The following is a 23,495-nucleotide window of genomic DNA, read 5'->3' on the forward strand; positions in this document are numbered from 1 at the left end:
GCAATTGTTGTTGTCGGCATGGCCAACTGCTTGCGTAATTGCTGTCTTAATAAAGGCGCCATTTAATGTTGTTCCTTACACTAAACCAAGGCTCAAGGCTTGCATATTTATCAATAACATATCAGCATAAGCGGCTAATGGAAATGAGCGAGTATTATGAAGCTGTATTTTAATCTCAAATATTGGCAAAAGCGTATCGGCAGGCTGCCAACTTTTTTGGCGGTGGCGGGTTTAGTCGTACTTTTTGCCTATTTAGCTTACCTTGCCGGCGTTTGGCATGCGAACTCGTTGAAAGAAACGGTCAGAGAGCAGTCCAATCAACTGGACGATATGTATAAACGTCTGGAGCAGATGGAATATCAGCGTCACGTAATGCAAGTGGAACTGGATATTGAGCGCTCATCGAATCAAAGCTTGCAGGACGAGCTAACGGCACTACAAAATGACAACTATGCCTTGCGCCGGGATCTCGCGTTTTACCAGAAAATAATGGCACCCGAGTTACAGCAAGGTGGGGTAACTATCGACTCCATTACGGTGACACCGAATCAGGCCGACAAACACTTCCATTTCTCGTTGGCTGTTCTGCAGATTGAGCAACGCCGGCGCTTCGTGGAAGGGCGGGTCGCTATTGATTTAGTGGGACGAGTTAACGGTGAAAAGCGCCGCTTTGACCTGATGAAATTAGCCAATATTAGTGCCGATGAACGTCACTTCACCATGCGTTATTTCTCAGTATACGAAGGTGACTTTTTCATGCCTGAAGGACTTGTACCTGAGCGTATTGATGTGTCGGTTACATTAACCGACGGAGGACGTGGCACGTTAAATCGTTCGTTCTTTTGGAAAGACATTCGAAAAGGTCAGCCGGCAACGAATGTCAGGACTGACGGCGATACTTGACCAAAATAGTCAGGTAAGAGAAAATGCCCACAGAGTTCAACGAGGGTGAGACACTATGAGCAGTTCTGCGGAAACAGCGGTACCTATTGAGTTTACCGAACAAGCCGCAAAAAAAGTGAGCCAGCTGATTGCGGAAGAAGAAAATCCGAACTTGAAGCTGCGCGTCTATGTGACGGGCGGTGGTTGCTCAGGTTTTCAATATGGCTTTACCTTTGATGAAACCCCTAATCCGGGCGATATGCAGGTTGAAAAAGAAGGGGTGACTTTACTGGTTGATCCAATGAGTCTCCAGTACCTCATGGGCGGCATTGTTAGCTATGAAGAAGGCTTACAGGGTTCGCGTTTTTTCGTTGACAACCCGAATGCCACTACCACTTGTGGTTGTGGTTCAAGTTTCTCTATCTAAGCCCTCCAAAACACTCGCTTAAGCTGAAACCAGCACGCATTTGCGCTAAAATAACCTCACCATTTGTTGTGAGGTTTTTTTATGAGTGCATACGCTGAACACATTAAAACCGTTTGTGAGCGCTTCGATAAGGCACTGGCAGATACAGGTTTTGACTCAACTCTGATTTATTCAGGTCAACCACGCGTTGATTTCCTTGATGACAACGCACCTCCGTACCGAGTCAACCCATTGTTTAAATACTGGGTACCCGTCACAGAAAGCCCGAAAAGTGCGATTTTTTATCGCAAAGGTAGTCAGCGTCCAACGGTGTATCTATTTCAGGCAAAAGACTTTTGGCACGCACCGGTCAATGTACCGGAAGAAGAATGGCAGCAGTATGTCGATTTAAAAATTATCGATGACCTTAGTGTTATGACTGACGATATCGGTAGCGCTCTTGCCAATGCAGCTTTTATCGGTGAAGACTTCGCAGAGCCTGTTCACAGCTGGAATGTAAAAGCTCGTAACCCACAGAACTTAATTGATCACTTGCACTTTCACAGAGCCGTAAAAACGGAGTGGGAAGTCGAGAATTTGCGCGAAGCCAATAAGCTGGCCGCGAAAGCGCATGTCGCTGCGAAAGAAGCCTTCTATGCTGAGAAAAGTGAGTTGGAAATTCATCATGCCTACTTAGCGGCAATTGATTTTCGTGAGTCACAAGTCCCTTATAACAGCATTGTGGCTCTGAATAGCCACTCAGCAATTTTGCATTACGATGTGTATGATACCGAGCCACCTAAGCAGTTTCGCTCTTTCCTGATTGATGCTGGCGCACGTTATCGTGGCTACTGCGCTGACATCACGCGTTCTTATGCGTATGAAGAAGGCTTTTATGCGGACTTAGTGGAGGCGATGGATAACGCTCAAAGAGACTTACTGAGTGAAATTAAGCCTGGTGTTAACTATTACGATTTACACGTCTCGATGCACTTGAAAGTGGCTCAGATTTTGAGTGACTTTGGCTTTATCAGTGGCGATGCACAAAGTATTTACGACAAAGGTTACACCAGTGCTTTTATGCCTCACGGCTTGGGTCACTTTATTGGTTTGCAGGTTCATGACGTTGGTGGCTTCCTGAAGTCTGATGATGGCAGCAGTTACGAGCGTAGTGAGCGTCATCCATTCTTGCGTTTGCTTCGTGATATTGAAGAAGGTCAGGTGTTTACCATTGAGCCGGGTCTCTATGTTGTTGACCAGTTGCTCGAAGAACACAAAGACAGCGGCGACATTAACTGGGATAAGGTTGACGAGTTACGGCCGTATGGCGGTGTTCGTATTGAAGACAGCATTGTTGTCGGTAAAGACGGAAACAACGAGAACTTGACTCGTGATGCTTTTAAAGCGCTGGGCGCAGAGTAAAGTTTAAGCAAATAACGTTTTAGAACCGAGTACAACCGGGGCCGCTGCACCTGTGACTGCAGGGTGGTTCCCCGGTCTTTTATGCTCATAGCACCAACCTAACCAGGCAAATGCCATTGCCTCAACCCATTGAGGGTCAACTCCAAGCTCTTGCGTCGTTCCACATATCGTCGAACCGAGGCGCTGGGTGATTTCTGTTATGAGCAGCTCATTGTTGGTACCGCCTCCGCAGAAGTAAACCTGTTCAGGCTTCGTGGGTAAACCGTTAATTTCGTTACTTAGCGTTTCGGCAGTGAGTGCGAGCAAGGTTCTTTGAACATCTTCAGGTGTGTAGTTCGCTTTGAGAAGCGGCTCTAAATACGCCAGGTTAAACTCTTCACGGCCAGTACTCTTTGGCGCTTTGCGAGAAAAGAATGGATGTTGTAGTAACACATTTAACAGCTCTTCTATAACCTTGCCCTGACTCGCTAAGTGGCCATTCTCATCGTAGCTTTTGTTTGCATTGCAGTGTTGTATCCATTGGTCCATCAAGGTATTGGCCGGGCCTGTATCAAAGCCGAGCAGTTGTTGCTGAGGACCTAACCAAGTGATGTTGGCAATGCCACCTAAGTTAACAATAGCGACACTTTTCTCCCGTTGCGCGAAAATGTGCCTGTGAAACGCCGGGACTAATGGAGCGCCCTGACCGCCGGCAGCAACGTCTTTGCGGCGAAAGTCATGTATGACGTCTATTTGGGTGTTAAATGCCAGCCTGGAAGGGTCACCTAACTGTAGCGTGTAAGGCGAACGATGACCGGGTTTGTGACGAACGGTTTGACCATGACTGGCTATGGCGGTGACATTCCCAGCCGGCACTTGAGCCTTGCTCAGTAACTCGTTTACCGCAACAGCAGAGTGCTCAGAAAAAAGTACATCCAACTCAGCGAACTCATCGGCACGCCATTGGTCACTCACGCTAAGCTGTAAGAGCCGATTACGCAGCTCAATTGGAATAGGGAAGCTAAGGGATGTATGTAGAGCAGGCTTTCCGTCAGCGTCTATCTGAACCAGCACGGCGTCAGTCGCGTCCATGCTGGTTCCTGACATTAAGCCAACATAAAGCTCGGACATTATCTCATTGCCAAATAAACACGTTTATTGTCGTTCAATACTGCAATAATTTGGTCGGCTTGCTGGCGGAATGCCGGTAGTTCTGACTCGGCTAGAGACTTCGCCTGTGGCAGCTCCACTGTGCGAGGGTTTCTGTGAACGCCATCAACCAGGAATTCGTAATGTAAGTGAGCACCTGTTACCCGGCCTGTTGCGCCGACACGGCCAATTACCTGGCCTTGTTTAACGCGATCGCCTGTTCTGACATGCTTGCGACTTAAATGTAAGTATTTCGTCGTGTAGCGTTCGCCGTGCTGCACAAAAATGTAATTACCATTTAAATGGTTATAGCCAGCCTGAACGACTTTACCGTCACCAGAAGACATAACCGGTGTGCCCGTTGATGCTGCGTAGTCAATGCCGTTGTGCGGGCGCACACGGCCGGTCACCGGATGCAGGCGACGCGGGTTAAAACTTGAGCTTATATAAGTAAAGTTAACCGGCGAGCGTAAAAATGTTTTACGCATTGCACGCCCATTTGGCGTGTAATACTGGCCATTGTCATGCAATATGGCCTGGAAGTGTTCGCCCCGGTTGACGAACTCGGCGGCCAGTATTTTCCGTAGCCAACAAACTCTCCGTCGACGTAATGCGTTTCAAATAACACACTGAACTCATCGTTTTTGCGTAAGTCGAGGGCGAAGTCGATATCCCAACCGAAGATGTTGGCGATACGCATAATTTGGTTATCGGTCAGTCCGGAGCTAATACCGGCATTCCAAAAACTAGAGTCAATTACCGCGTGTGCAAACTCGGTTCGTACTTCAACGTCTTTAACTTCAACTTCCGCGACGAAACTGTCTTTTTGGCGCGTGATAATGAGTGTGTCGGTACCGTTAATGTCGTGCGTTAATTGAACTAGCTTCTCATTTGAGTCTGTCGCGAAGCGCAGCAGGTCGCCAGGGTGTACCTTGCGCAGCAGCTTGGCTTCTTCACCCGACTCCGTGACGCGGTAAAGCTCTTGTGCGCTAAAACCTAACTTACTGAAAATGTCGGCCAGATTATCGCCAGACTTTATTTGATAAGTTTGCCAGTACAGTTCTTGTGTGGTGCTTTCTTCATTGTTGGTGTTGTTATCAAAGGCCAGTTCCAGCTGGTAGCGCTTACCCGGAACAAGTTGGTCAACGGAGGTTGTATTTTTAGATGCCGTTGCTGGCTCTGAAGGAATCACCAACAAAATTAATAGAGCAACACTAATCGCGCTGATTAGTATTTTATGAGAATGCGGAAGTTGCAGGAACATCCGCTTCATTTGAGAAACTACTTTCAATGTCATATTTAGCGCACTTTAGAACAAACTTTCTTTATTATGGTTACCTATGTAAGCGATACAACAGGGTGTCTCGTTTACGACTCAGAATAACCTTATGGTTTCGAGGATAATACGAAAAAACGCAGAATACCAGTTTCTGAGCTTAAAACAGTGTTAAGAATGACGTAAAATAATGGGTTTGACCGGGTAATCGATGGAGAGGTTTGATGAAAACAGAAGTGGCAGAGGCTATTGCTGAAATTACACGTGGTGCCGAGGAGGTACTGCTGGAACAAGAGCTGGCAGAGAAGCTGGAAAGCGGCAAGCCCTGGTTGTTAAGGCTGGTTTTGACCCCACTGCTCCTGATTTGCATTTAGGTCACACGGTGCTTATCAATAAATTGCGGGTGTTACAGGACTTTGGCCATAAAATTGTTTTCCTCATTGGTGACTTTACCGGCATGATTGGTGATCCAACGGGTAAAAATGTGACTCGTAAACCCCTGACACGGAAGAAGTGGCTGCTAACGCTGAAACCTATAAAGAGCAAGTGTTTAAGATTCTGGACTCGGAAAAGACAGAGATTCGCTTTAACTCGGAGTGGATGTCGAAAATGGGGGCTGCCGATATGATTAAGCTGGCTGCCCGTCAAACCGTTGCTCGTATGCTTGAGCGTGATGACTTCAAAAAGCGCTACCAAAACAACCAGTCTATTGCGATTCACGAATTTCTGTACCCATTAGTTCAGGGCTGGGATTCTGTGGAACTGAAAGCGGATATCGAACTCGGCGGCACCGATCAGCGTTTCAATCTGCTAATGGGTCGCGAGCTGCAAAAAGAAGAAGGTTTGCGCCCCCAGACCGTCATTATGACGCCGCTGCTGGAAGGTTTAGATGGCGTGCAGAAATGTCGAAGTCGCTGAATAACTACATTGGTATTACTGAATCCCCCAACGATATGTTTGGCAAGATTATGTCGGTTTCTGATGAGTTGATGTGGCGTTACTTTGATCTTTTAAGTTTCCGTTCCATTGCTGAAATTGATGGTTTGAAAGCGGATGTAGCAGCGGGTAAAAACCCACGTGATGTCAAAGTACTGTTGGCGAAAGAAATTATTGCGCGCTTCCATTCAGACGACGCGGCCGACAAAGCAGAGCAGGACTTTATTCAGCGTTTCAGAAAAACGCCCTGCCAGATGATATTGAAGAAAAACGATAGCCGTCGGTGCTCACCCCAGTGACGAACGCGTTTGCGGCCGAATTCATCTTCAATAGCATGCAGTGACCGCAGTAAATCGTAGGCGGGCAGGTTTGTGCTTAACTGACAGACTGCATTAACGTAGTCTGGCTGGTCTTGCGGTCCCATGGGCTTACTGCCGTACAGCGACGAATAGCTGACAAGTCGCCAGCTATTGGACCGGTTTAATCGTGACAGCGCACTGAGTAAGTTATTGAGCGGGTCGTTTAAATTGCTCCCCAGTGCGACATAGGCATTATGCTGAGCCATTATCTGAGTTGCTTTGTGGCTTCTTTTTACGCGGCCCGCGACGACGGCGTCTGGGTTTACCGGTAGGTGCGCCGGACTTACCAGTTTTCAGCTTCGCTGGATTATTCTGAGCTTCTGTCCAGAACTGTGCCAGTTCAGCCAGCTTTTTCTCTTCTGGCTGGGCGTGTGCTCGCAGCATAAAGTCATAAGCGGCACGGAAACGTTTGTGCTCAAGCGCCTTCATGGCACGACCGCCTTTTGTGACCTGCAAACGTCGTTGCAGCTGCCAAATTTCACGAGCGGGTAAACTAAACCGTTTAGGAATCGAAACGCGCTGAGACTGCCTGTGTACCACATCGGCAGCGGCAATGTTTATTGCGTCCATCGGTGGCAGGCCGCCTTCATTTTCCAGCTGCTCTTTGCGAGCCAGAAGCGGCCACCATAACAGGACCGCAATGAGGTATGCCGGTGTTACGCGTTTGTCTTCAGCAATGCGTTTGTCGGTGTCTTTAAAAGCTTTTAGCAGCATTTGATAGGCGGGTGACTGGGCGTCACTTAAATGCCCTTTAAGCATTGGGAATAGCTGTTGGAAGAGCCCAGCTCCATCATCAGTGAAAAGTTTGCCGTAGCTTTACCCGACATAAACATTTTCAAAAATTCATCAAACAGACGCGCAGGTGGAATGTTCGCGAGCAACGGAGCCAACTCGTTAATCGGTTCGCGGACGGCGTTATCCATTTGCATGTTGAGTTTGGTCGCAAAACGCACTGCGCGCAGCATTCTAACCGGATCTTCTCGGTAGCGTGTCTCCGCATCACCAATTAACCGCAAATACCCTTATTGATGTCGTCGACGCCGTTAGCAAAGTCATAATGGCAAAGTCGGCAATGTTGTAATACAGCGCATTCGCAGTGAAATCCCGGCGCTCGGCATCTTCTTCTATGGTGCCATAGACGTTATCGCGTACTAACTGGCCATGCTCATCACTGTGTGCGTGCTGGTTTTTCTTCGCCGTTTTTGCGTCAGGTTCGTCCGCGTGGTGTCCGCGGAACGTAGCGACTTCAATAATCTCTTTGCCAAACACGACATGCGCCAGGCGAAAGCGACGACCAATAAGACGGCAGTTTCGAAACAGCGACTTCACCTGCTCGGGCGTTGCGTTGGTGGTTACATCAAAGTCTTTCGGTTGAATACCGAGTAAAATGTCACGCACACAGCCGCCCACTAAATAAGCGTCAAAGCCGCTGTTATGTAAGCGGTACAAGACTTTAAGTGCGTTTTTGCTAATGTCGTTCCGGGATACAGGGTGTTTATCTCTTGGGAACTTTCAACGCCGGTAAACGACTGTTGCTGGGGGTATCCTTGCTGGAGAAAGCGCGTTTTGCTAACTCTTTTTCGCTTAATAATGGTGGTCTCTCCCTTACCATTGTCATTGTTGTTTATTGTCAATTGGTCGCATATTGTACCGTCAAGCGGCCGTAATGTGCCACTTTTTGCGCCACTTTTGCACCGCAAAGGCCAGTATCTCATCGATTTTTCGCGTTTCACTGAGTTCATGGGCATCAATACCCAGATAATTCAGCGCTATTAACAGGTTATCTGGTGCGTTTTGGCTGTTGATTGCTGGTGCGTGATTTTGTTTACTGAGCTTGCGGCCATCGTCGGATGTGACTAACGGTAAATGCATCATTCTGGGCTGGGCGCTAGTAATATGCTGCCATAAAGTAAGCTGCCAAAAGCTTGGTACAACCAGGTCGCTGCCGCGCACAATATCGGTAATGTCTTGCTCAATATCATCAACCACCACCGCTAGCTGGTATGCGTATAAGCTATCACGACGTTTGACGACAAAATCTTCTGCGCAGGTATTTGTATCGCCGTGCTGTACCCCAAGTGCGCGGTCATTGAATTGATTAACAGGGGCGCTGTTAATGTAACGAAGTGCGTAGGGGGTAGGACGTGGCTGGCGAGTGCGGCAATAGCCTTCATAAATACCACCGCGCTCACGAATGGCCTTACGTGAACAGTCGCACTGGTAGATGAAACCTGCAGAGGTTAATGAGTCGATGTAGCTTTGATAAACCTTGTCACGTTCGCTTTGGAAAATAACGTCGCCGTCCCAGGTGAGTCCGTGGGCTTCAAAGTTGACCGAGGATAATATCGGCCGCACCGGGAACGGCGCGAGGTTTGTCGACATCCTCAATACGAACAAGCCACTGGCCGCGGTGTGCATGAGCGTCCAGGTAGCTACCAACAGCAGCTACTAACGAGCCCAAATGTAAAGGCCCCGACGGAGTCGGGGCAAATCGGCCTCGGTACATGAGCCCTTAGGCTCCTGTCATCTGCTTCTCTTTCATTTCTGCGAGAGTTTTGCAGTCAACGCAGAGATCCGCTGTTGGACGTGCTTCTAAGCGGCGAATACCAATTTCTATGCCGCATGAATCGCAAAAACCGAAGTCGTCGTCTTCAATTTTTTGCAGCGTTTTCTCTATTTTCTTAATCAGTTTACGCTCGCGGTCACGAGTGCGCAGTTCAATGCTGAACTCTTCTTCCTGTGCCGCGCGATCAACAGGATCAGGAAAGTTCGCCGCTTCATCTTTCATATGATGCACGGTGCGGTCAACTTCCTGACGTAACTGACGACGCCACTCTTCCAGAATACGACGAAAATGCGCACGCTGCGCGTCATTCATGTACTCTTCGCCCTGCTTCTCCTGATAAGGCTCCAGGCCGGCTAGTGCCAGAATGCCATGGGTTTTCTTTTCCTTGCCTTGAGGCATTTTGGATCTCCTAATTCTCTAAAACTAGAGTGCTCTAAAAGCGTGCGTTTAAAAAAGGACGCTACATATACCAGAAAGGGATCAGGTTGGCAACGCTATTCCAACGACTCTTTTGCTTAAAATTTAACTCAAAACCTCGCGCTATAAGCGCACCGGAACTGGTCTCTCCAGTCGAATTTCTTTTTCATTTATGGCGCATTTCACCGCGTAAAATTCGACGCCGTGTTCCGCCGCTTTAATACAGAGTTCTGCGTATTTTGGATCGATATGTTTCGCTGGGCTGACCGATTCAATACCGGTGTGCATCACCATATAGAGCTGGATGGCTCGATGCCCTTGTTCGACAACGTGCATGAGCTCATTCAAATGCTTATGGGCACGCTGACTGACGGCATCCGGGAAATAGCCGCTTTCTTTCTCGGCAAGTGTCACACTTTTTACCTCGACAAAGCACTCTTTGCCATTAGGGTCTACGCCCCACCAGTCGATGCGGCTATTTTCCTGCCCGTACTTCTTTTCAGACCTCAGTTCGGACCAGCCGCTAAGTTCTGGTATAAGTTCGCTGTTTAACAGCTCTCCGGCGAGTGTATTCGCACAGCCGGTATTCACCGCAATAAACTCGCCTTCCTTGGTTCGTGATAACTCCCAGGTATGTGAATACTTACGTTTTTTGTTGTCAGAAAGACTGCAATATGCGTCGAACCCAGGCTCAGCACAGCCCGTCATTGCGCCTGTGTTCGGGCAATGAACCGTTGTTATTTGTCCATCGCCAAAATCAATATCGGCCAGAAAGCGTTTATAGCGTTTTTCTAAAACTCCCCGGCGAAGGGGCTTGTTAAATTGCATCAGAGACCTCATAACTCTAAAGTAACTGAAAGCAAATTATCGAGAGAGGTTGAGAATGTCCAGCGCACTAGCGGTTTACTTAACGAATGAAGCACCAGCAGCTCATTGGAACCCGAAGTCAAATGTCGTCTTTGACGGCGATGCCGCCAAAATAGTTTTGGTGGACGACGAGTCTGAGAATTTGCGGCGTATTCAAAAAGCCGGGCGAACCCTCGACAACAACGGCGTCATAAAAGTAGCAGTATCTGGTGACGGCTGGGATATGGAGCGTCAATGGGCGCTTTATCAGGGCTTTACGTCAACATTGTCGAAAAATGATGTGGTATGGCACGCAGACGACAAGGAAGCGGCGAAGCACCTCGATGCGATGCGTGATGCAACACGATTTAGCCGTGAGCTCACCAACTTACCGGCCGAAGATATCTATCCTGAAAGTCTGGCAGAACGTGTCATTGAGCACTTCAAAGGGTTAGCACCCGATGCAATCAGCGCAGAGTTTATTAAAGGTGAAGCGCTGAAAGACGCAGGCTGGATGGGAATTTATACTGTGGGTCGTGCGAGCCAGCATGCACCGGGCATGTTGGTACTTGACTACAACCCAACCGGCGATAAAAACGCGCTTGTTGATACAGCGCTTATCGGTAAAGGTATTACCTATGACAGCGGTGGCTACAGTATTAAGCCAAGTGAAGGCATGCTGTCAATGAAGTGTGACATGGGCGGTGCAGCAACGGTCACTGGTGCATTGTCGTTAGCGATTCGTCGTGGTTTGAATAAACGCGTGAAGCTGATTCTCTGCTGCGCAGAAAATATGATTGATGGCCGAGCGTACAAGTTAGGCGACATTATCCGTTATAAGAACGGTTTGACCGTAGAAGTGGTGAATACTGACGCTGAAGGTCGCTTGGTGTTAGCTGACGGGTTGCAGGCCGCTGGCGAATTCGGCGCGAAAAATATTATTGATGCCGCTACCTTAACGGGTGCCGCTCAAATGGCCGTCGGTAATGAATACAATGCGCTGTTCAGTGTTGATAACAGTGCCGCCGAGCGCGCATTGAAAAACGCCGATAAAGAACACGAATTGCTGTGGCGTTTGCCGTTAGCCCCTTGGCACTCAGAGAATTGCCCGTCAGCCTTTGCCGATACAGCGAACAGTCGTCCGCAAAAAGGTGGCGGTGCTGGCGGCGCCAGTAACGCGGCCGGTTTCCTGTTACGGTTTGCGCCTGAGCAAGGTAAAGGCTGGCTTCACTTTGATCTGGCCGGTGCTTACCAGAAGTCAGCGACAGGTATGTGGGCAACAGGTGCGACAGCATTAGGCGTAAGAACCATTGCCGCCACCGTTCAAGGTGACTGATTGGGTATGACCTTGCCCGTTGAAAACGTGCTGCCGGCATTAGCGCAATGCTTCCCGGCAGCACGTGTGGTTTTAGAGGCACCGCCTGGTGCCGGTAAGTCCACCTATTTACCCCTTTATTTGCTTCGAGAACAGTTGGGCACGAGCGGTATTACCGTTATGTTGCAGCCGCGGCGTGTTGCTGCTGTCAATGTGGCCAGTTACCTGGCCAGGCAGTTAGATGAGCCCGTTGGTGAAACCGTTGGCTATATTGTTCGCGGTGAAACGAAACGCACGAAGAACACCAAGCTTCTTGTCGTCACTGAAGGCGTATTAGTACGCTGGTTACAGGAAGACCCTGAGCTTAGTGATATTTCGACACTGATATTCGATGAGTTTCATGAGCGCAATTTACACAGTGATTTAAGCCTGGCGTTAGTGATTGACGCATTGCCGTTGCGTGAGGACTTAAATCTATTGATCATGTCTGCAACATTGCCGGCAAAAGACATTTCCGAATGGTTGTCTGCATATTGCGACGGCGTCACGACACTGAGTAGCGAAGGACGCAGCTTTCCAATAGATATTCAATACCGAGCCCCGAAACAGCGAAGTGAGTGGTTACTGCATTTGCCCAGTGTCATTGTCGAGGCTTTAGGAAATGCCGACAAAGGCGTGCTGGTGTTTCTGCCGGGTATCTACGAAATTGAACGGGTGCAACACGCATTGAGCTCTCTGGTGGCAACTGATGTCGGTGTTTATACCCTGCATAGCCGGCTGTCACTTAAAGCGCAGCAGCACGCGTTAAAAGCCAGTGATGGTAGGCGAATTATCCTTGCGACAAACATAGCTGAAACCAGTTTAACCATAGAAGGCATTGATGTGGTAGTGGACAGCGGACGTGAACGTCGAGCGAACTTTTTGCCGGGTTATGGCATGAACCAGCTGACCACGCACTTTGTATCCCGAGCGTCAGCAACGCAGCGAGCCGGTCGGGCCGGGCGCTTACAACCCGGAACCTGCTATCGGGTTTGGTCTAAAGCAGATGAGCATGGTCAACCTGAGTATGCGAGGGCTGACATAGAGACACAGGACGTAACGTCGGTGGTATTGGAAGCCCTGAAGTGGGGGAGCTCAGTGAGTGAACTTGCCTGGTTTACTCCACCTAATCCGGTGCACTGTCGTGTTGCTGAACAATTTTTATCGTTAACCGGACTTTTGCACGACAAGCAACTGACGGGTAAGGCGATGTCATTGGATACGGGGGCTGATGTACGTCTTGCCCTCATCTGTGCCGCCGCAAACGAGACTGGTGATAAGGAGGCCAATAATAATGTGAAGGCGGCTTGTGCCCGTGCTCTGGCGACGTTAGAAGAGCCGTCACCACACATTAAAACGGTCAACATTCTTGAAAGTACTAAGCAACATTATCAGCAGCGCCAGTCATTGAGCCGATGGCGAAGACGCTGGCAGTACTGGCTGCAACGTTTGCGGGTGACGGAAAATACGGAAGCGAATGAGAAAGGCGCAGAGCCAATGCTAATAGCGGGCTTTCCAGACAGGTTGGCAAAGTACAGTGAGACGAAAAGAAGCTTTCAGCTGGTGACCGGTGGGCGTCTGGCTCCCGTTGCCGAGTTATTGAGCCAGCCTCAATGGGCGATTATTTTCGAGGCCACCTTTCAAGAAGGGAATAGCACAGGAAAAGTGCGACGTTATGTTGAAGTATCCGATATTTCTGACGCGATAGACGCTGCTGGGTTACCAGTATCTGAAACTCACTCAGCTGACTGGCTCGGTACTCAACAGACTCTGACTCGAGTTAGGCGCCAGGTCATCGGTGCATTGACACTCTCTGAAGAAAAGCTAGACGGAAGCGTGAGTCATGAAGAGCGTTGTCAGGCATTTGCGGAGTATCTCAATAAAAAAGGCCTTGAGACACTACATTGGTCCCGAAAGGCAAATCAACTGTTGGCACGCATGCGGTTGTTACAGTCAGTGACCGGCGAGTTAAGTGACTACCCACTATCGCCTGAGGGCTTGCTGTCTAATTTGAAGGTCTGGGCTTACCCTTACTGGCATTCGTTAAAATCATTGTCGCAGTTGGAAGCCTGGGAACCTTGTGAGGCGCTAACCTATTGGCTTAACTATGACGAGAAAGAACGACTGGACAACGCCTGCCCTGAGCACTGGCAAACACCGACACAACGTAAAATCTTTATAAATTATCTGGACGGAACCCCGCGAGTTGAGGTGAAATTGCAGGAAATGTTTGGCGTAAAAGACTCGCCACGAATTATTGATGGCCAGCAGGTGGTAGCGGTGGATTTACTCTCTCCGGCAGGCAGACTGCTGCAACGAACCAATGACTTGAACGGCTTTTGGGGTAATGCGTATCAGGAGGTCCGCAAAGAAATGCGAGGGCGTTATCCGAAACACCCGTGGCCGGAAGATCCAATAAACGCCGAGGCAACTTATAAAACCAAAAGGCAAATGCAGTGATAAAACGTCAATGGTTAAGCTACTTATTTTGGACCGGCGTCAAGGTTGGCGTCGCGGTCGCTGCGGTCGTTGCTGTGTATGCGATATACCTTGACGCTAGCCTGTCTAAGCACTTTAAAACGGAGCGCTATCAAGCTCCGGCGCTTGTCTATGCTGGTGAGCTGCGTTTATACCCTGGTTACCCAATACCGCAGTCGACGTTGATAAAAACACTCGAGCGTATTGGCTATAACCGCAGTAACGATACCGAGCAATCTGGCTATTATTCGGTGGGTAATAGCAGTGTTATGGTTCATCGTCGGCCTTTTGATTTCTCAGACGGCCCACAAATGTCTAAGCGGGTTCAGATTAATTTTTTAAATAATCGTGTGGCGTCTATTACTTCCTGGCCCAGTGGGAGAGAGCTGGAGAGCTTTCGTTTGGAGCCTGAGCTCATCGGTCGAATTAGTACGTTAAGCAAAGAAGACCGATTATTGGTCGGTTTGGAAGTGGTACCTAATCTACTTATTGAAACGTTGCTTCAGGTGGAAGATCGCAACTTCTATCATCATCAAGGCGTTTCTCCTTGGGCAATTTTACGTGCGTTGGTCGCCAATCTAAAAGCCGGGCGCACCGTTCAGGGCGGCTCAACCTTAACGCAGCAGTTGGTCAAAAACCTATACCTCACTCGTGAACAAACGTTATGGCGGAAATTCCATGAGGCCATGATGTCGCTGGTTATTGATTACCGCTTTGATAAAAACACCATATTAGAAACCTATTTAAATGAAGTGTATTTCGGTCAGGACGGTCGCAATGCGATTCATGGCATTGGGCTGGCCAGTCAGTTCTATTTTGGTAAGCAAGTTCAGGAGCTGTCGGTCTACGAAGTGGCTTTGCTAATTGGCATGATAAAAGGACCGTCATATTACGACCCAAGACGTTTTCCTGAGCGTGCTCAGGAGCGTCGGGACACCGTGTTAAAGGTGATGTTTGATCAGGACCTTATCGCTAAATCCACTTATGTCGCTGCGGTACAACGACAATTGGATGTTAGAGAAAGCCGACGTTTAGTGGAGCATCCGTACCCTCATTACATGGATATTATTAAGCGTGAAATGAAAACGCTGGCGCTGCCAGATGACTGGCAGGATACGGGCTTAAAGATATATACCCATATGGATGTGAACGCTCAGGAAGCGGTACAAAAGTCGTTGGCGGGCAAGCTTAAAGAGGATGACAGTGCGCTGGAAGGGGCGATGGTGGTTGCTAATTACCGTCAAGGGACGGTAACCGCGTTAGCGGGCGGACGTTTAAGTCAAACCGTTGGGTATAACCGCGCAATAATGGCACTGAGGCCCATTGGTTCTCTTATCAAACCAGTGATATACGCGACTGCAATGCAGGAATCCGGTGTCGGTTTGCATACCCCGGTGGTTGATGAAGCTATTACACTTGAGGACAAGCAAAGTAAACAGTGGCAGCCGCAAAACTACGACAAGGAATTTAAAGGTAGCTTGTTGCTTTATGAAGCGTTGGTTAAGTCACGCAATATTCCGGCGGTGAGAGTGGGCGTGGAAGTCGGTGTGGATACCGTCGTTGACTACATGAGACGACTAGGTGTTGTCACGCCTTTGGAAGTATATCCATCGTTGACATTGGGCTCTGCGTCGCTGACGCCGTATGCAGTCACACGAATGTACAGTGCACTGATGAACGATGGCCGATTTCAGCCGCTCTCAGCGATTTCGTCTATTACTACGCATCAGGGCGATGTTTTATATCGGGCCTCTGAGAAAAATGGGGAGCAGGTGTTTGACACCAAAGTCGCTTATCTGACGAAGTTTGGTTTGCACGGTGTCGTTGCCGAGGGCACAGCGAGCGCCTTACAACGAGTGCTTGCTGGACAGAAAGTTGGCGGAAAAACCGGTACGACGAATGATTACCGGGACAGTTGGTTTGTCGCTGTTGACGGTGAACAGGTCGTGACTGCCTGGCTGGGACGGGATGATAACCAACCGACAGGCCTGACAGGTAGCAGCGGCGCCTTAAGAGTCGTTGCTGATTACTACGAACGTAAACCGCCGTTAAGTATGGCGTTGAATGTACCCGAGCCGCTGAAGATGCAGCGATTTCATGAACGGACAGGGCAGCGCATACCGAATGATTGTGGAAATGGCGAATTGTTGCCTGCAGAAGAAATACGCTTGCCGGATAACATAACCTGTGAGGGCAATATCGAGGAGAAGAGTTGGTGGGACCGCCTGTTTGGAGGCTAGTCCCACCGGGTTATTCGTTATGAGTGCTGTAGGTTTACTTCAGTTGGGTAAAGGCTTTTTCCGCCGCTTGTAAGGTTTTCTCAATGTCGTCTTCAGTGTGTGCCGCTGACATGAAACCGCCTTCAAACGCGGAAGGTGCAAGGTATACCCCTTCATTCAGCATAGCGTGGTAGAAGGCTTTGAAATGCTCCATATTGCATTGTGTTGCCTGCGCATACGACGTCACTTCCGGCTCTTCAGTAAAGAAGAAACCAAACATAGAGCCGGCACGATTCGTTGTCATTGGCACGCCCGCTCTGTTGGCGCGCTCTTGTAGACCATCCACTAACGCATCGACGCGCCGGTACAACTGGTCATAAAGGCCCGGAGTCGACAGCTGCTGCAATGCAGCTAAGCCTGCGGACATTGCGACAGGGTTCCCTGATAGTGTACCGGCCTGATAGACAGGCCCTACCGGCGCGATGTAGTCCATGACTTCTTTTTTACCGCCAAAGGCACCCACCGGCATACCACCACCAATCACTTTTCCTAAGGTGGTTAAGTCGGGAGTAATGCCATAGCGCTCCTGAGCGCCTCCCGGAGCAACACGGAACCCAGTCATGACTTCGTCAAAAATCAGAACCGAACCGTACTCGTCGCAAACGTCACGCAGGCCTTCTAAAAAGCCGGGAACAGGCGGGATACAGTTCATATTGCCGGCAACTGGCTCAACGATAATACAAGCAATATCGTCGCCGAACTCTTTAAATGCGTCTTTAACTGAATCGATGTCGTTGTAGTTCACGGTCAGCGTATGTTTCGCCAGGTCTTCCGGAATACCCGGCGAGTTAGGAACTCCTAAGGTCAACGCGCCCGAGCCTGCTTTGACCAGCAGTGAGTCAGCGTGACCGTGGTAGTTACCTTCAAACTTCAGAATTTTGTCACGGCCGGTGTAGCCACGCGCTAGGCGGATAGCCGTCATGGTGGCTTCGGTGCCGGAGTTCACCATACGGACTTTTTCAATCGACGGTACGATTTTGCGAATGGTTTCCGCCATAGTGATTTCAATTTCCGTTGGCGTACCAAAGCTTAAACCACGTTTTGCGGCCGCTAAGGTTGCTTCTAAAACGGCAGGGTGGTTGTGCCCGAGAATCATTGGCCCCCATGAGCCAACGTAGTCAATGTAACGTTTACCGTCGGCATCAATCATATAAGCGCCTTCTGCGCTTTCAAAAAATATCGGTGTGCCACCAACGCCGCTAAAGGCTCGAACCGGCGAGTTAACGCCGCCGGGAATGCTAACTTGTGCTTGCTTGAATAAATCTTCTGAACGACTCATGCCGCAGTTACCTCTTTATAGTTGGCTTTTTTCGCTGTACCAGATGACATCACATTCGTGTTTGTCGACCTGGTCAACTACGCCTAATGTCAGTGCAAATAGCGCCATACGAATGAGCACTCCGTTGTCCGCCTGTCTGAAAATAGCCAGGTTTGGGTTCTGGTTGAGATCATTGTCGAGCTCGTTCGCTTCTGCTCGTGAATCTCTTGGCAACGGGTGCATAATGACGGTATTGGGCTTGTAATGCTTAGTGTAAATGTCCTGATTTAAACGGAATTTACCGCGATATTGATCAGCGTCTTCGGGACTGGCGAAACGCTCTTGCTGGATGCGAGTCTGGTACACAATGTCGGCATCAACAATGCCGTCGACTTTTTCCGTGATAGTCACCTGATGACCGGCGCTATCCAGGGTGGCTAATACCGACTCAGGCATCGACAGTTCACGCGGAGAAATCAGCGTGAACTTAATGTTTTTATACATGGACAGCAGTGTCGATAATGAGTGAACCGTACGTCCGTACTTTAAGTCACCAATCATGCAGATGTGCATGTTATCAATGCTCTGTTGGTGATAAGCCAGTTCTTTTTCGATGGTGTACAGGTCGAGAAGTGCCTGAGTCGGATGCTCATTAGCGCCGTCACCACCATTAATGACCGGTACCCGGCTACCACTGGCAAACTCTTTCACCGAACCCGATTTCGGGTGGCGCATAGCGATAACGTCGCTATAGCTGCTGAGCACGCGGGCGGTGTCGTAGAGAGACTCGCCTTTGGCAATCGCTGAGCTTTCCATGCCGGTCGTTTCACGAACTTCGCCGCCGAGCAAATTAAAAGCGGTGCCGAAGCTTACCCGGGTACGTGTTGAAGGCTCGAAGAATAAGTTGCCGAGAATAGCACCGTCCAATACTCGGGTTCGTTTTTTACGACGAGCATAGGGTTGCATTTTATCAGCAACGGAAAAGATATAATCGATACTGTCTCGGTCGAACTGGTTGACTGAGAGAATGTTGGAACCGGTGAAATTCATCAATAGGTGCGCCTCTGCCGCCGAATGTCACTGGACGCACACTATAGCAAAGTCAGCACCGTTTTAGAATCTAATACGGCTTCACCACGGCTAAAATAATAATCGCGAAAAGCGCCAGAACCGGCAGTTCATTAAAGACTCGATAAAAGCGATGACTTTTCGTATTTTTACCGTTCTTAAAGTCCCTCAATAATTTGAAGCAGTAGCCGTGGTACGCGTATAAAAGCGTGACTAAAACCAATTTGGTATGCATCCAGCCACTGGCGGCAAACCAAGCAGAACCGTAGGCAAAAATGAGCACCAGTCCAAAAACCAGAGTTAAAATTGCAAATGGTGTGACAAAGAACAGTAAGCGTCTTTCCATCACGCAAAACTGTTCGTGTACCGCGGGTTTAGCATTCATGGCGTGATACACAAACAGCCGGGGTAAGTAAAAAATACCCGCAAACCAGGCCACCATAAAGGCAATATGCAATGCTTTAACCCATAAAATCCACGTCATGCTAACTCTCTTTGTAATGCTTTACGGACGGTTTCCCACGTCACTATGCCACACGGGTGTTCACCGTTTGATTCATAAATATACACCGCACCACGGCGCTGTTGTCCAATTTCATCATACACTTCAGCCAGTGTTGAGGTGATACGCAAACCTTTAATAGGTGTATAGCTCAAACTGGGGCTGTCACCAGCGGTAATATCATAGGATACAAGACGGTACAGAGGCTGGTTGTCTTCATCCACGGACATGACGATAACCGTTTTTGCCTGGGCGGATTCCAGGGAGTCGACCAACTCATTCTGGGTGGGTTCGAGCAAGAGTTTAAAGTCCGTCTCCATGACGTTTTCGACGCCGGTTTTCTGCAGCGCTACGTGCACAGGAGCCAGTTGGTAGGGCAGATCTTGTAACTCCAACTGAGCGATAAAAATTGATTTTGATTTAAACAGCTGACTGGATATCAGATAAGCCGGGACAATCACCATCATTGCCGGAATAATAATTTCGACACTGCGAGATAACTCAACAATCGCCAGAAGTGCCGCCATAGGTGCGTGAATGCAAGCTGCCAAAATACCGGCCATGCCAAGTAGAATGAAACTGTCAAAAGACAAGGCTTGTTGAATACCTAATACATCCACCGCGCCCACGAAAACTGCCGCGATGATGGCACCGATACCGAACACCGCACCAATTAAGCCGCCCGGAATGCCCATGCCAAGTGCAATAGCTGCCGCAAATAGCTTGGCAAGCAATAACGTGGTGAGCAAGGACATTTCGCCCTGGTGATTAAGCACCTGCTCAATAGCGGTTAGTCCGGGACCTAAACTGGTTGGAATAATAACTGCCAGAGAAGCGGTAATAATGCCTGCGAACAGAAGCCGGGTTAGTAAGGACATGTCTTTGACTGTATCCATAACATCCAGCATGAGCTTTTTAAAAATCACACCGACGACGCCCAGCACTACGCCAAGAATGACGACCCAGGGCAATTGAGTGGTGGGAATATCCTGTGCCGACAACATGGCAAGTTCAGAAGCGACGCCAAAGATTTCTTCTGTTATTAATGAGCCCGCTACCGCTGACAGCATGACCGGGATGAACACGTGAACTTTGTATTCGCGCAAAACCACTTCCATGACCAGCACCATGGCGGCGAGAGGTGTATTAAATGAGGCTGCAATAGCGGCCGCAATACCGCAGGCGGCTAGTGTTCGTAAGGCGTTCTTAGGGGCGTCAACATGAAAGCCCAGCCAAGTGGAGGCTGCGGCGCCTAAATGAACCGCGGGACCTTCGCGACCAACACTGTAGCCCGCAATAAGAGCAATAATACCGCCAAAAAACTGGTTAACGGTGCTGCGCCACGGGAGCATCCCGTAATGCTGCTTCATGCGATGGATGACATAGGGAATGCCCATACGCACGTAGCGCGAACCCGATAAACGAAAAATACCGTAAATAAGTAACGCGGCGGCAATGGGTATGATAAAACGGAGCGTTGTTGGCAAGGGTTCCTGCCAGTAAGTGTCGTTACCAATGAGATGAGCGCCGTACTCAATGGCAAAACGGAAACCGGCAATCATTAATGCGGCGAGCACGCCCCCGGCTAACCCCAACAAACAGATAGCAATTGTTGTTGTCGGCATGGCCAACTGCTTGCGTAATTGCTGTCTTAATAAAGGCGCCATTTAATGTTGTTCCTTACACTAAACCAAGGCTCAAGGCTTGCATATTTATCAATAACATATCAGCATAAGCGGCTAATGGAAATGAGCGAGTATTATGAAGCTGTATTTTAATCTCAAATATTGGCAAAAGCGTATCGGCAGGCTGCCAACTTTTTTGGCGGTGGCGGGTTTAGTCGTACTTTTTGCCTATTTAGCTTACCTTGCCGGCGTTTGGCATGCGAACTCGTTGAAAGAAACGGTCAGAGAGCAGTCCAATCAACTGGACGATATGTATAAACGTCTGGAGCAGATGGAATATCAGCGTCACGTAATGCAAGTGGAACTGGATATTGAGCGCTCATCGAATCAAAGCTTGCAGGACGAGCTAACGGCACTACAAAATGACAACTATGCCTTGCGCCGGGATCTCGCGTTTTACCAGAAAATAATGGCACCCGAGTTACAGCAAGGTGGGGTAACTATCGACTCCATTACGGTGACACCGAATCAGGCCGACAAACACTTCCATTTCTCGTTGGCTGTTCTGCAGATTGAGCAACGCCGGCGCTTCGTGGAAGGGCGGGTCGCTATTGATTTAGTGGGACGAGTTAACGGTGAAAAGCGCCGCTTTGACCTGATGAAATTAGCCAATATTAGTGCCGATGAACGTCACTTCACCATGCGTTATTTCTCAGTATACGAAGGTGACTTTTTCATGCCTGAAGGACTTGTACCTGAGCGTATTGATGTGTCGGTTACATTAACCGACGGAGGACGTGGCACGTTAAATCGTTCGTTCTTTTGGAAAGACATTCGAAAAGGTCAGCCGGCAACGAATGTCAGGACTGACGGCGATACTTGACCAAAATAGTCAGGTAAGAGAAAATGCCCACAGAGTTCAACGAGGGTGAGACACTATGAGCAGTTCTGCGGAAACAGCGGTACCTATTGAGTTTACCGAACAAGCCGCAAAAAAAGTGAGCCAGCTGATTGCGGAAGAAGAAAATCCGAACTTGAAGCTGCGCGTCTATGTGACGGGCGGTGGTTGCTCAGGTTTTCAATATGGCTTTACCTTTGATGAAACCCCTAATCCGGGCGATATGCAGGTTGAAAAAGAAGGGGTGACTTTACTGGTTGATCCAATGAGTCTCCAGTACCTCATGGGCGGCATTGTTAGCTATGAAGAAGGCTTACAGGGTTCGCGTTTTTTCGTTGACAACCCGAATGCCACTACCACTTGTGGTTGTGGTTCAAGTTTCTCTATCTAAGCCCTCCAAAACACTCGCTTAAGCTGAAACCAGCACGCATTTGCGCTAAAATAACCTCACCATTTGTTGTGAGGTTTTTTTATGAGTGCATACGCTGAACACATTAAAACCGTTTGTGAGCGCTTCGATAAGGCACTGGCAGATACAGGTTTTGACTCAACTCTGATTTATTCAGGTCAACCACGCGTTGATTTCCTTGATGACAACGCACCTCCGTACCGAGTCAACCCATTGTTTAAATACTGGGTACCCGTCACAGAAAGCCCGAAAAGTGCGATTTTTTATCGCAAAGGTAGTCAGCGTCCAACGGTGTATCTATTTCAGGCAAAAGACTTTTGGCACGCACCGGTCAATGTACCGGAAGAAGAATGGCAGCAGTATGTCGATTTAAAAATTATCGATGACCTTAGTGTTATGACTGACGATATCGGTAGCGCTCTTGCCAATGCAGCTTTTATCGGTGAAGACTTCGCAGAGCCTGTTCACAGCTGGAATGTAAAAGCTCGTAACCCACAGAACTTAATTGATCACTTGCACTTTCACAGAGCCGTAAAAACGGAGTGGGAAGTCGAGAATTTGCGCGAAGCCAATAAGCTGGCCGCGAAAGCGCATGTCGCTGCGAAAGAAGCCTTCTATGCTGAGAAAAGTGAGTTGGAAATTCATCATGCCTACTTAGCGGCAATTGATTTTCGTGAGTCACAAGTCCCTTATAACAGCATTGTGGCTCTGAATAGCCACTCAGCAATTTTGCATTACGATGTGTATGATACCGAGCCACCTAAGCAGTTTCGCTCTTTCCTGATTGATGCTGGCGCACGTTATCGTGGCTACTGCGCTGACATCACGCGTTCTTATGCGTATGAAGAAGGCTTTTATGCGGACTTAGTGGAGGCGATGGATAACGCTCAAAGAGACTTACTGAGTGAAATTAAGCCTGGTGTTAACTATTACGATTTACACGTCTCGATGCACTTGAAAGTGGCTCAGATTTTGAGTGACTTTGGCTTTATCAGTGGCGATGCACAAAGTATTTACGACAAAGGTTACACCAGTGCTTTTATGCCTCACGGCTTGGGTCACTTTATTGGTTTGCAGGTTCATGACGTTGGTGGCTTCCTGAAGTCTGATGATGGCAGCAGTTACGAGCGTAGTGAGCGTCATCCATTCTTGCGTTTGCTTCGTGATATTGAAGAAGGTCAGGTGTTTACCATTGAGCCGGGTCTCTATGTTGTTGACCAGTTGCTCGAAGAACACAAAGACAGCGGCGACATTAACTGGGATAAGGTTGACGAGTTACGGCCGTATGGCGGTGTTCGTATTGAAGACAGCATTGTTGTCGGTAAAGACGGAAACAACGAGAACTTGACTCGTGATGCTTTTAAAGCGCTGGGCGCAGAGTAAAGT

The 23,495-nt window shown here is 48.8% G+C and carries 16 protein-coding genes and 5 pseudogenes; 10 read left to right on the top strand and 11 right to left on the bottom strand.

Translation table 11 applies throughout. The features are described 5' to 3' along the window. Positions 1-156: 156 nt before the first annotated feature. The 3 genes from CEW91_RS01920 (at position 157) to pepQ (CEW91_RS01930) (ending at position 2,710) form a co-directional block, all read left to right on the top strand. On the top strand, positions 157-903 hold the full coding sequence (locus CEW91_RS01920) for a DUF6776 family protein (protein WP_088767435.1): 747 nt from the start codon (positions 157-159) through the stop codon (positions 901-903). A gap of 55 nt (positions 904-958) precedes the next feature. Beyond that, positions 959-1,309: an iron-sulfur cluster insertion protein ErpA gene (gene erpA, locus CEW91_RS01925; protein ID WP_053953885.1), complete on the top strand. Its 351-nt coding sequence runs from the start codon at positions 959-961 to the stop codon at positions 1,307-1,309. An 81-nt stretch (positions 1,310-1,390) separates the two neighbouring features. Next, entirely contained in the window at positions 1,391-2,710 is a 1,320-nt protein-coding gene (pepQ, locus tag CEW91_RS01930) for a Xaa-Pro dipeptidase (protein ID WP_088767436.1), read from the top strand. A gap of 3 nt (positions 2,711-2,713) precedes the next feature. On the opposite strand, the gene CEW91_RS01935 is transcribed toward pepQ (CEW91_RS01930), so the two are convergent. Together CEW91_RS01935 and CEW91_RS01940 are read right to left on the bottom strand one after the other, a co-directional pair. Then, on the bottom strand, positions 2,714-3,820 hold the full coding sequence (locus CEW91_RS01935) for an anhydro-N-acetylmuramic acid kinase (protein WP_088767437.1): 1,107 nt from the start codon (positions 3,818-3,820) through the stop codon (positions 2,714-2,716). Further along, positions 3,820-5,111, bottom strand: a pseudogene (locus CEW91_RS01940) (OapA family protein). The gene CEW91_RS01935 and the pseudogene CEW91_RS01940 overlap by 1 nt, the downstream one beginning before the upstream one ends. Positions 5,112-5,338: 227 nt before the next feature. On the opposite strand from CEW91_RS01940, the pseudogene tyrS reads away from it, so the two are divergent. Then, positions 5,339-6,321, top strand: a pseudogene (tyrS, locus tag CEW91_RS12380) (tyrosine--tRNA ligase); the annotation flags it as partial. 75 nt (positions 6,322-6,396) lie between these two features. On the opposite strand, the pseudogene CEW91_RS12385 reads toward tyrS, so the two are convergent. From CEW91_RS12385 to sfsA, 5 genes and pseudogenes are all read right to left on the bottom strand, one after another. Continuing rightward, positions 6,397-6,615 (bottom strand): annotated as a pseudogene (locus tag CEW91_RS12385) (2-amino-4-hydroxy-6-hydroxymethyldihydropteridine diphosphokinase); the annotation flags it as partial. After that, positions 6,602-7,882: pseudogene (pcnB, locus tag CEW91_RS01955) on the bottom strand (polynucleotide adenylyltransferase PcnB). The pseudogenes CEW91_RS12385 and pcnB, both read right to left, overlap by 14 nt. A gap of 180 nt (positions 7,883-8,062) precedes the next feature. Continuing rightward, positions 8,063-8,915 (bottom strand): annotated as a pseudogene (gene gluQRS / locus CEW91_RS01960) (tRNA glutamyl-Q(34) synthetase GluQRS). 6 nt (positions 8,916-8,921) lie between these two features. Further along, positions 8,922-9,374: an RNA polymerase-binding protein DksA gene (dksA, locus tag CEW91_RS01965; RefSeq protein WP_053953875.1), complete on the bottom strand. Its 453-nt coding sequence runs from the start codon at positions 9,372-9,374 to the stop codon at positions 8,922-8,924. 141 nt (positions 9,375-9,515) lie between these two features. After that, positions 9,516-10,220 (bottom strand): DNA/RNA nuclease SfsA, encoded by a 705-nt coding sequence (sfsA, locus tag CEW91_RS01970; RefSeq protein WP_088767429.1) that lies wholly within the window; start codon positions 10,218-10,220, stop codon positions 9,516-9,518. A gap of 55 nt (positions 10,221-10,275) precedes the next feature. Here sfsA and pepB point away from each other — a divergent pair, with 55 nt between their 5' ends. Genes pepB through mrcB form a run of 3 tightly spaced genes read left to right on the top strand, consistent with a single transcriptional unit; the run spans position 10,276 to position 16,310 of the window. After that, positions 10,276-11,574, top strand: a complete 1,299-nt coding sequence (gene pepB, locus CEW91_RS01975; protein ID WP_088767430.1) for an aminopeptidase PepB — start codon at positions 10,276-10,278, stop codon at positions 11,572-11,574. A gap of 6 nt (positions 11,575-11,580) precedes the next feature. Further along, positions 11,581-14,052: an ATP-dependent helicase HrpB gene (gene hrpB / locus CEW91_RS01980; protein ID WP_088769330.1), complete on the top strand. Its 2,472-nt coding sequence runs from the start codon at positions 11,581-11,583 to the stop codon at positions 14,050-14,052. Beyond that, a complete protein-coding gene (gene mrcB / locus CEW91_RS01985) occupies positions 14,049-16,310 on the top strand; it encodes a penicillin-binding protein 1B (protein ID WP_088767431.1) in 2,262 nt (753 codons plus the stop codon). The genes hrpB and mrcB overlap by 4 nt, the downstream gene beginning before the upstream one ends. Before the next feature lie 34 nt (positions 16,311-16,344). Here the strand turns inward: mrcB and hemL are convergent, their stop codons facing one another. From hemL to CEW91_RS02005, 4 genes are all read right to left on the bottom strand, one after another. Continuing rightward, positions 16,345-17,628, bottom strand: a complete 1,284-nt coding sequence (hemL, locus tag CEW91_RS01990; RefSeq protein WP_088767432.1) for a glutamate-1-semialdehyde 2,1-aminomutase — start codon at positions 17,626-17,628, stop codon at positions 16,345-16,347. Between the two features lie 15 nt (positions 17,629-17,643). Next, complete coding sequence (locus CEW91_RS01995; RefSeq protein ID WP_088767433.1) at positions 17,644-18,657, bottom strand: aspartate carbamoyltransferase; 1,014 nt, start codon at positions 18,655-18,657, stop codon at positions 17,644-17,646. Between the two features lie 70 nt (positions 18,658-18,727). After that, a complete protein-coding gene (gene hemJ / locus CEW91_RS02000; RefSeq protein WP_088767434.1) occupies positions 18,728-19,159 on the bottom strand; it encodes a protoporphyrinogen oxidase HemJ in 432 nt (143 codons plus the stop codon). Then, on the bottom strand, positions 19,156-20,844 hold the full coding sequence (locus CEW91_RS02005; RefSeq protein WP_088767439.1) for a chloride channel protein: 1,689 nt from the start codon (positions 20,842-20,844) through the stop codon (positions 19,156-19,158). The genes hemJ and CEW91_RS02005 overlap by 4 nt, the downstream gene beginning before the upstream one ends. A 94-nt stretch (positions 20,845-20,938) precedes the next feature. Between CEW91_RS02005 and CEW91_RS02010 the strand changes: the two genes are divergently transcribed. From CEW91_RS02010 to pepQ (CEW91_RS02020), 3 genes are all read left to right on the top strand, one after another. Next, positions 20,939-21,685, top strand: a complete 747-nt coding sequence (locus tag CEW91_RS02010; protein WP_088767435.1) for a DUF6776 family protein — start codon at positions 20,939-20,941, stop codon at positions 21,683-21,685. 55 nt (positions 21,686-21,740) lie between these two features. After that, positions 21,741-22,091, top strand: coding sequence for an iron-sulfur cluster insertion protein ErpA (erpA, locus tag CEW91_RS02015; RefSeq protein ID WP_053953885.1), 351 nt, complete (start codon positions 21,741-21,743; stop codon positions 22,089-22,091). Positions 22,092-22,172: 81 nt separating this feature from the next. Beyond that, a complete protein-coding gene (gene pepQ / locus CEW91_RS02020) occupies positions 22,173-23,492 on the top strand; it encodes a Xaa-Pro dipeptidase (protein ID WP_088767436.1) in 1,320 nt (439 codons plus the stop codon). Positions 23,493-23,495: the final 3 nt, after the last annotated feature.

The sequence above is a fragment of the Idiomarina piscisalsi genome (assembly GCF_002211765.1).
Classification (GTDB): Bacteria; Pseudomonadota; Gammaproteobacteria; order Enterobacterales; family Alteromonadaceae; genus Idiomarina; species Idiomarina piscisalsi_A.

Bases quoted from the DNA above. Each gene is read 5' to 3' on its own strand.
- CEW91_RS01920 (WP_088767435.1), top strand. From the start codon at position 157: ATGAAGCTGTATTTTAATCTCAAATATTGGCAAAAGCGTATCGGCAGG.
- erpA (WP_053953885.1), top strand. From the start codon at position 959: ATGAGCAGTTCTGCGGAAACAGCGGTACCTATTGAGTTTACCGAACAA.
- pepQ (WP_088767436.1), top strand. From the start codon at position 1,391: ATGAGTGCATACGCTGAACACATTAAAACCGTTTGTGAGCGCTTCGAT.
- CEW91_RS01935 (WP_088767437.1), bottom strand. From the start codon at position 3,820: ATGTCCGAGCTTTATGTTGGCTTAATGTCAGGAACCAGCATGGACGCG.
- dksA (WP_053953875.1), bottom strand. From the start codon at position 9,374: ATGCCTCAAGGCAAGGAAAAGAAAACCCATGGCATTCTGGCACTAGCC.
- sfsA (WP_088767429.1), bottom strand. From the start codon at position 10,220: ATGCAATTTAACAAGCCCCTTCGCCGGGGAGTTTTAGAAAAACGCTAT.
- pepB (WP_088767430.1), top strand. From the start codon at position 10,276: ATGTCCAGCGCACTAGCGGTTTACTTAACGAATGAAGCACCAGCAGCT.
- hrpB (WP_088769330.1), top strand. From the start codon at position 11,581: ATGACCTTGCCCGTTGAAAACGTGCTGCCGGCATTAGCGCAATGCTTC.
- hemL (WP_088767432.1), bottom strand. From the start codon at position 17,628: ATGAGTCGTTCAGAAGATTTATTCAAGCAAGCACAAGTTAGCATTCCC.
- CEW91_RS01995 (WP_088767433.1), bottom strand. From the start codon at position 18,657: ATGAATTTCACCGGTTCCAACATTCTCTCAGTCAACCAGTTCGACCGA.
- hemJ (WP_088767434.1), bottom strand. From the start codon at position 19,159: ATGACGTGGATTTTATGGGTTAAAGCATTGCATATTGCCTTTATGGTG.
- CEW91_RS02005 (WP_088767439.1), bottom strand. From the start codon at position 20,844: ATGGCGCCTTTATTAAGACAGCAATTACGCAAGCAGTTGGCCATGCCG.
- CEW91_RS02010 (WP_088767435.1), top strand. From the start codon at position 20,939: ATGAAGCTGTATTTTAATCTCAAATATTGGCAAAAGCGTATCGGCAGG.
- erpA (WP_053953885.1), top strand. From the start codon at position 21,741: ATGAGCAGTTCTGCGGAAACAGCGGTACCTATTGAGTTTACCGAACAA.
- pepQ (WP_088767436.1), top strand. From the start codon at position 22,173: ATGAGTGCATACGCTGAACACATTAAAACCGTTTGTGAGCGCTTCGAT.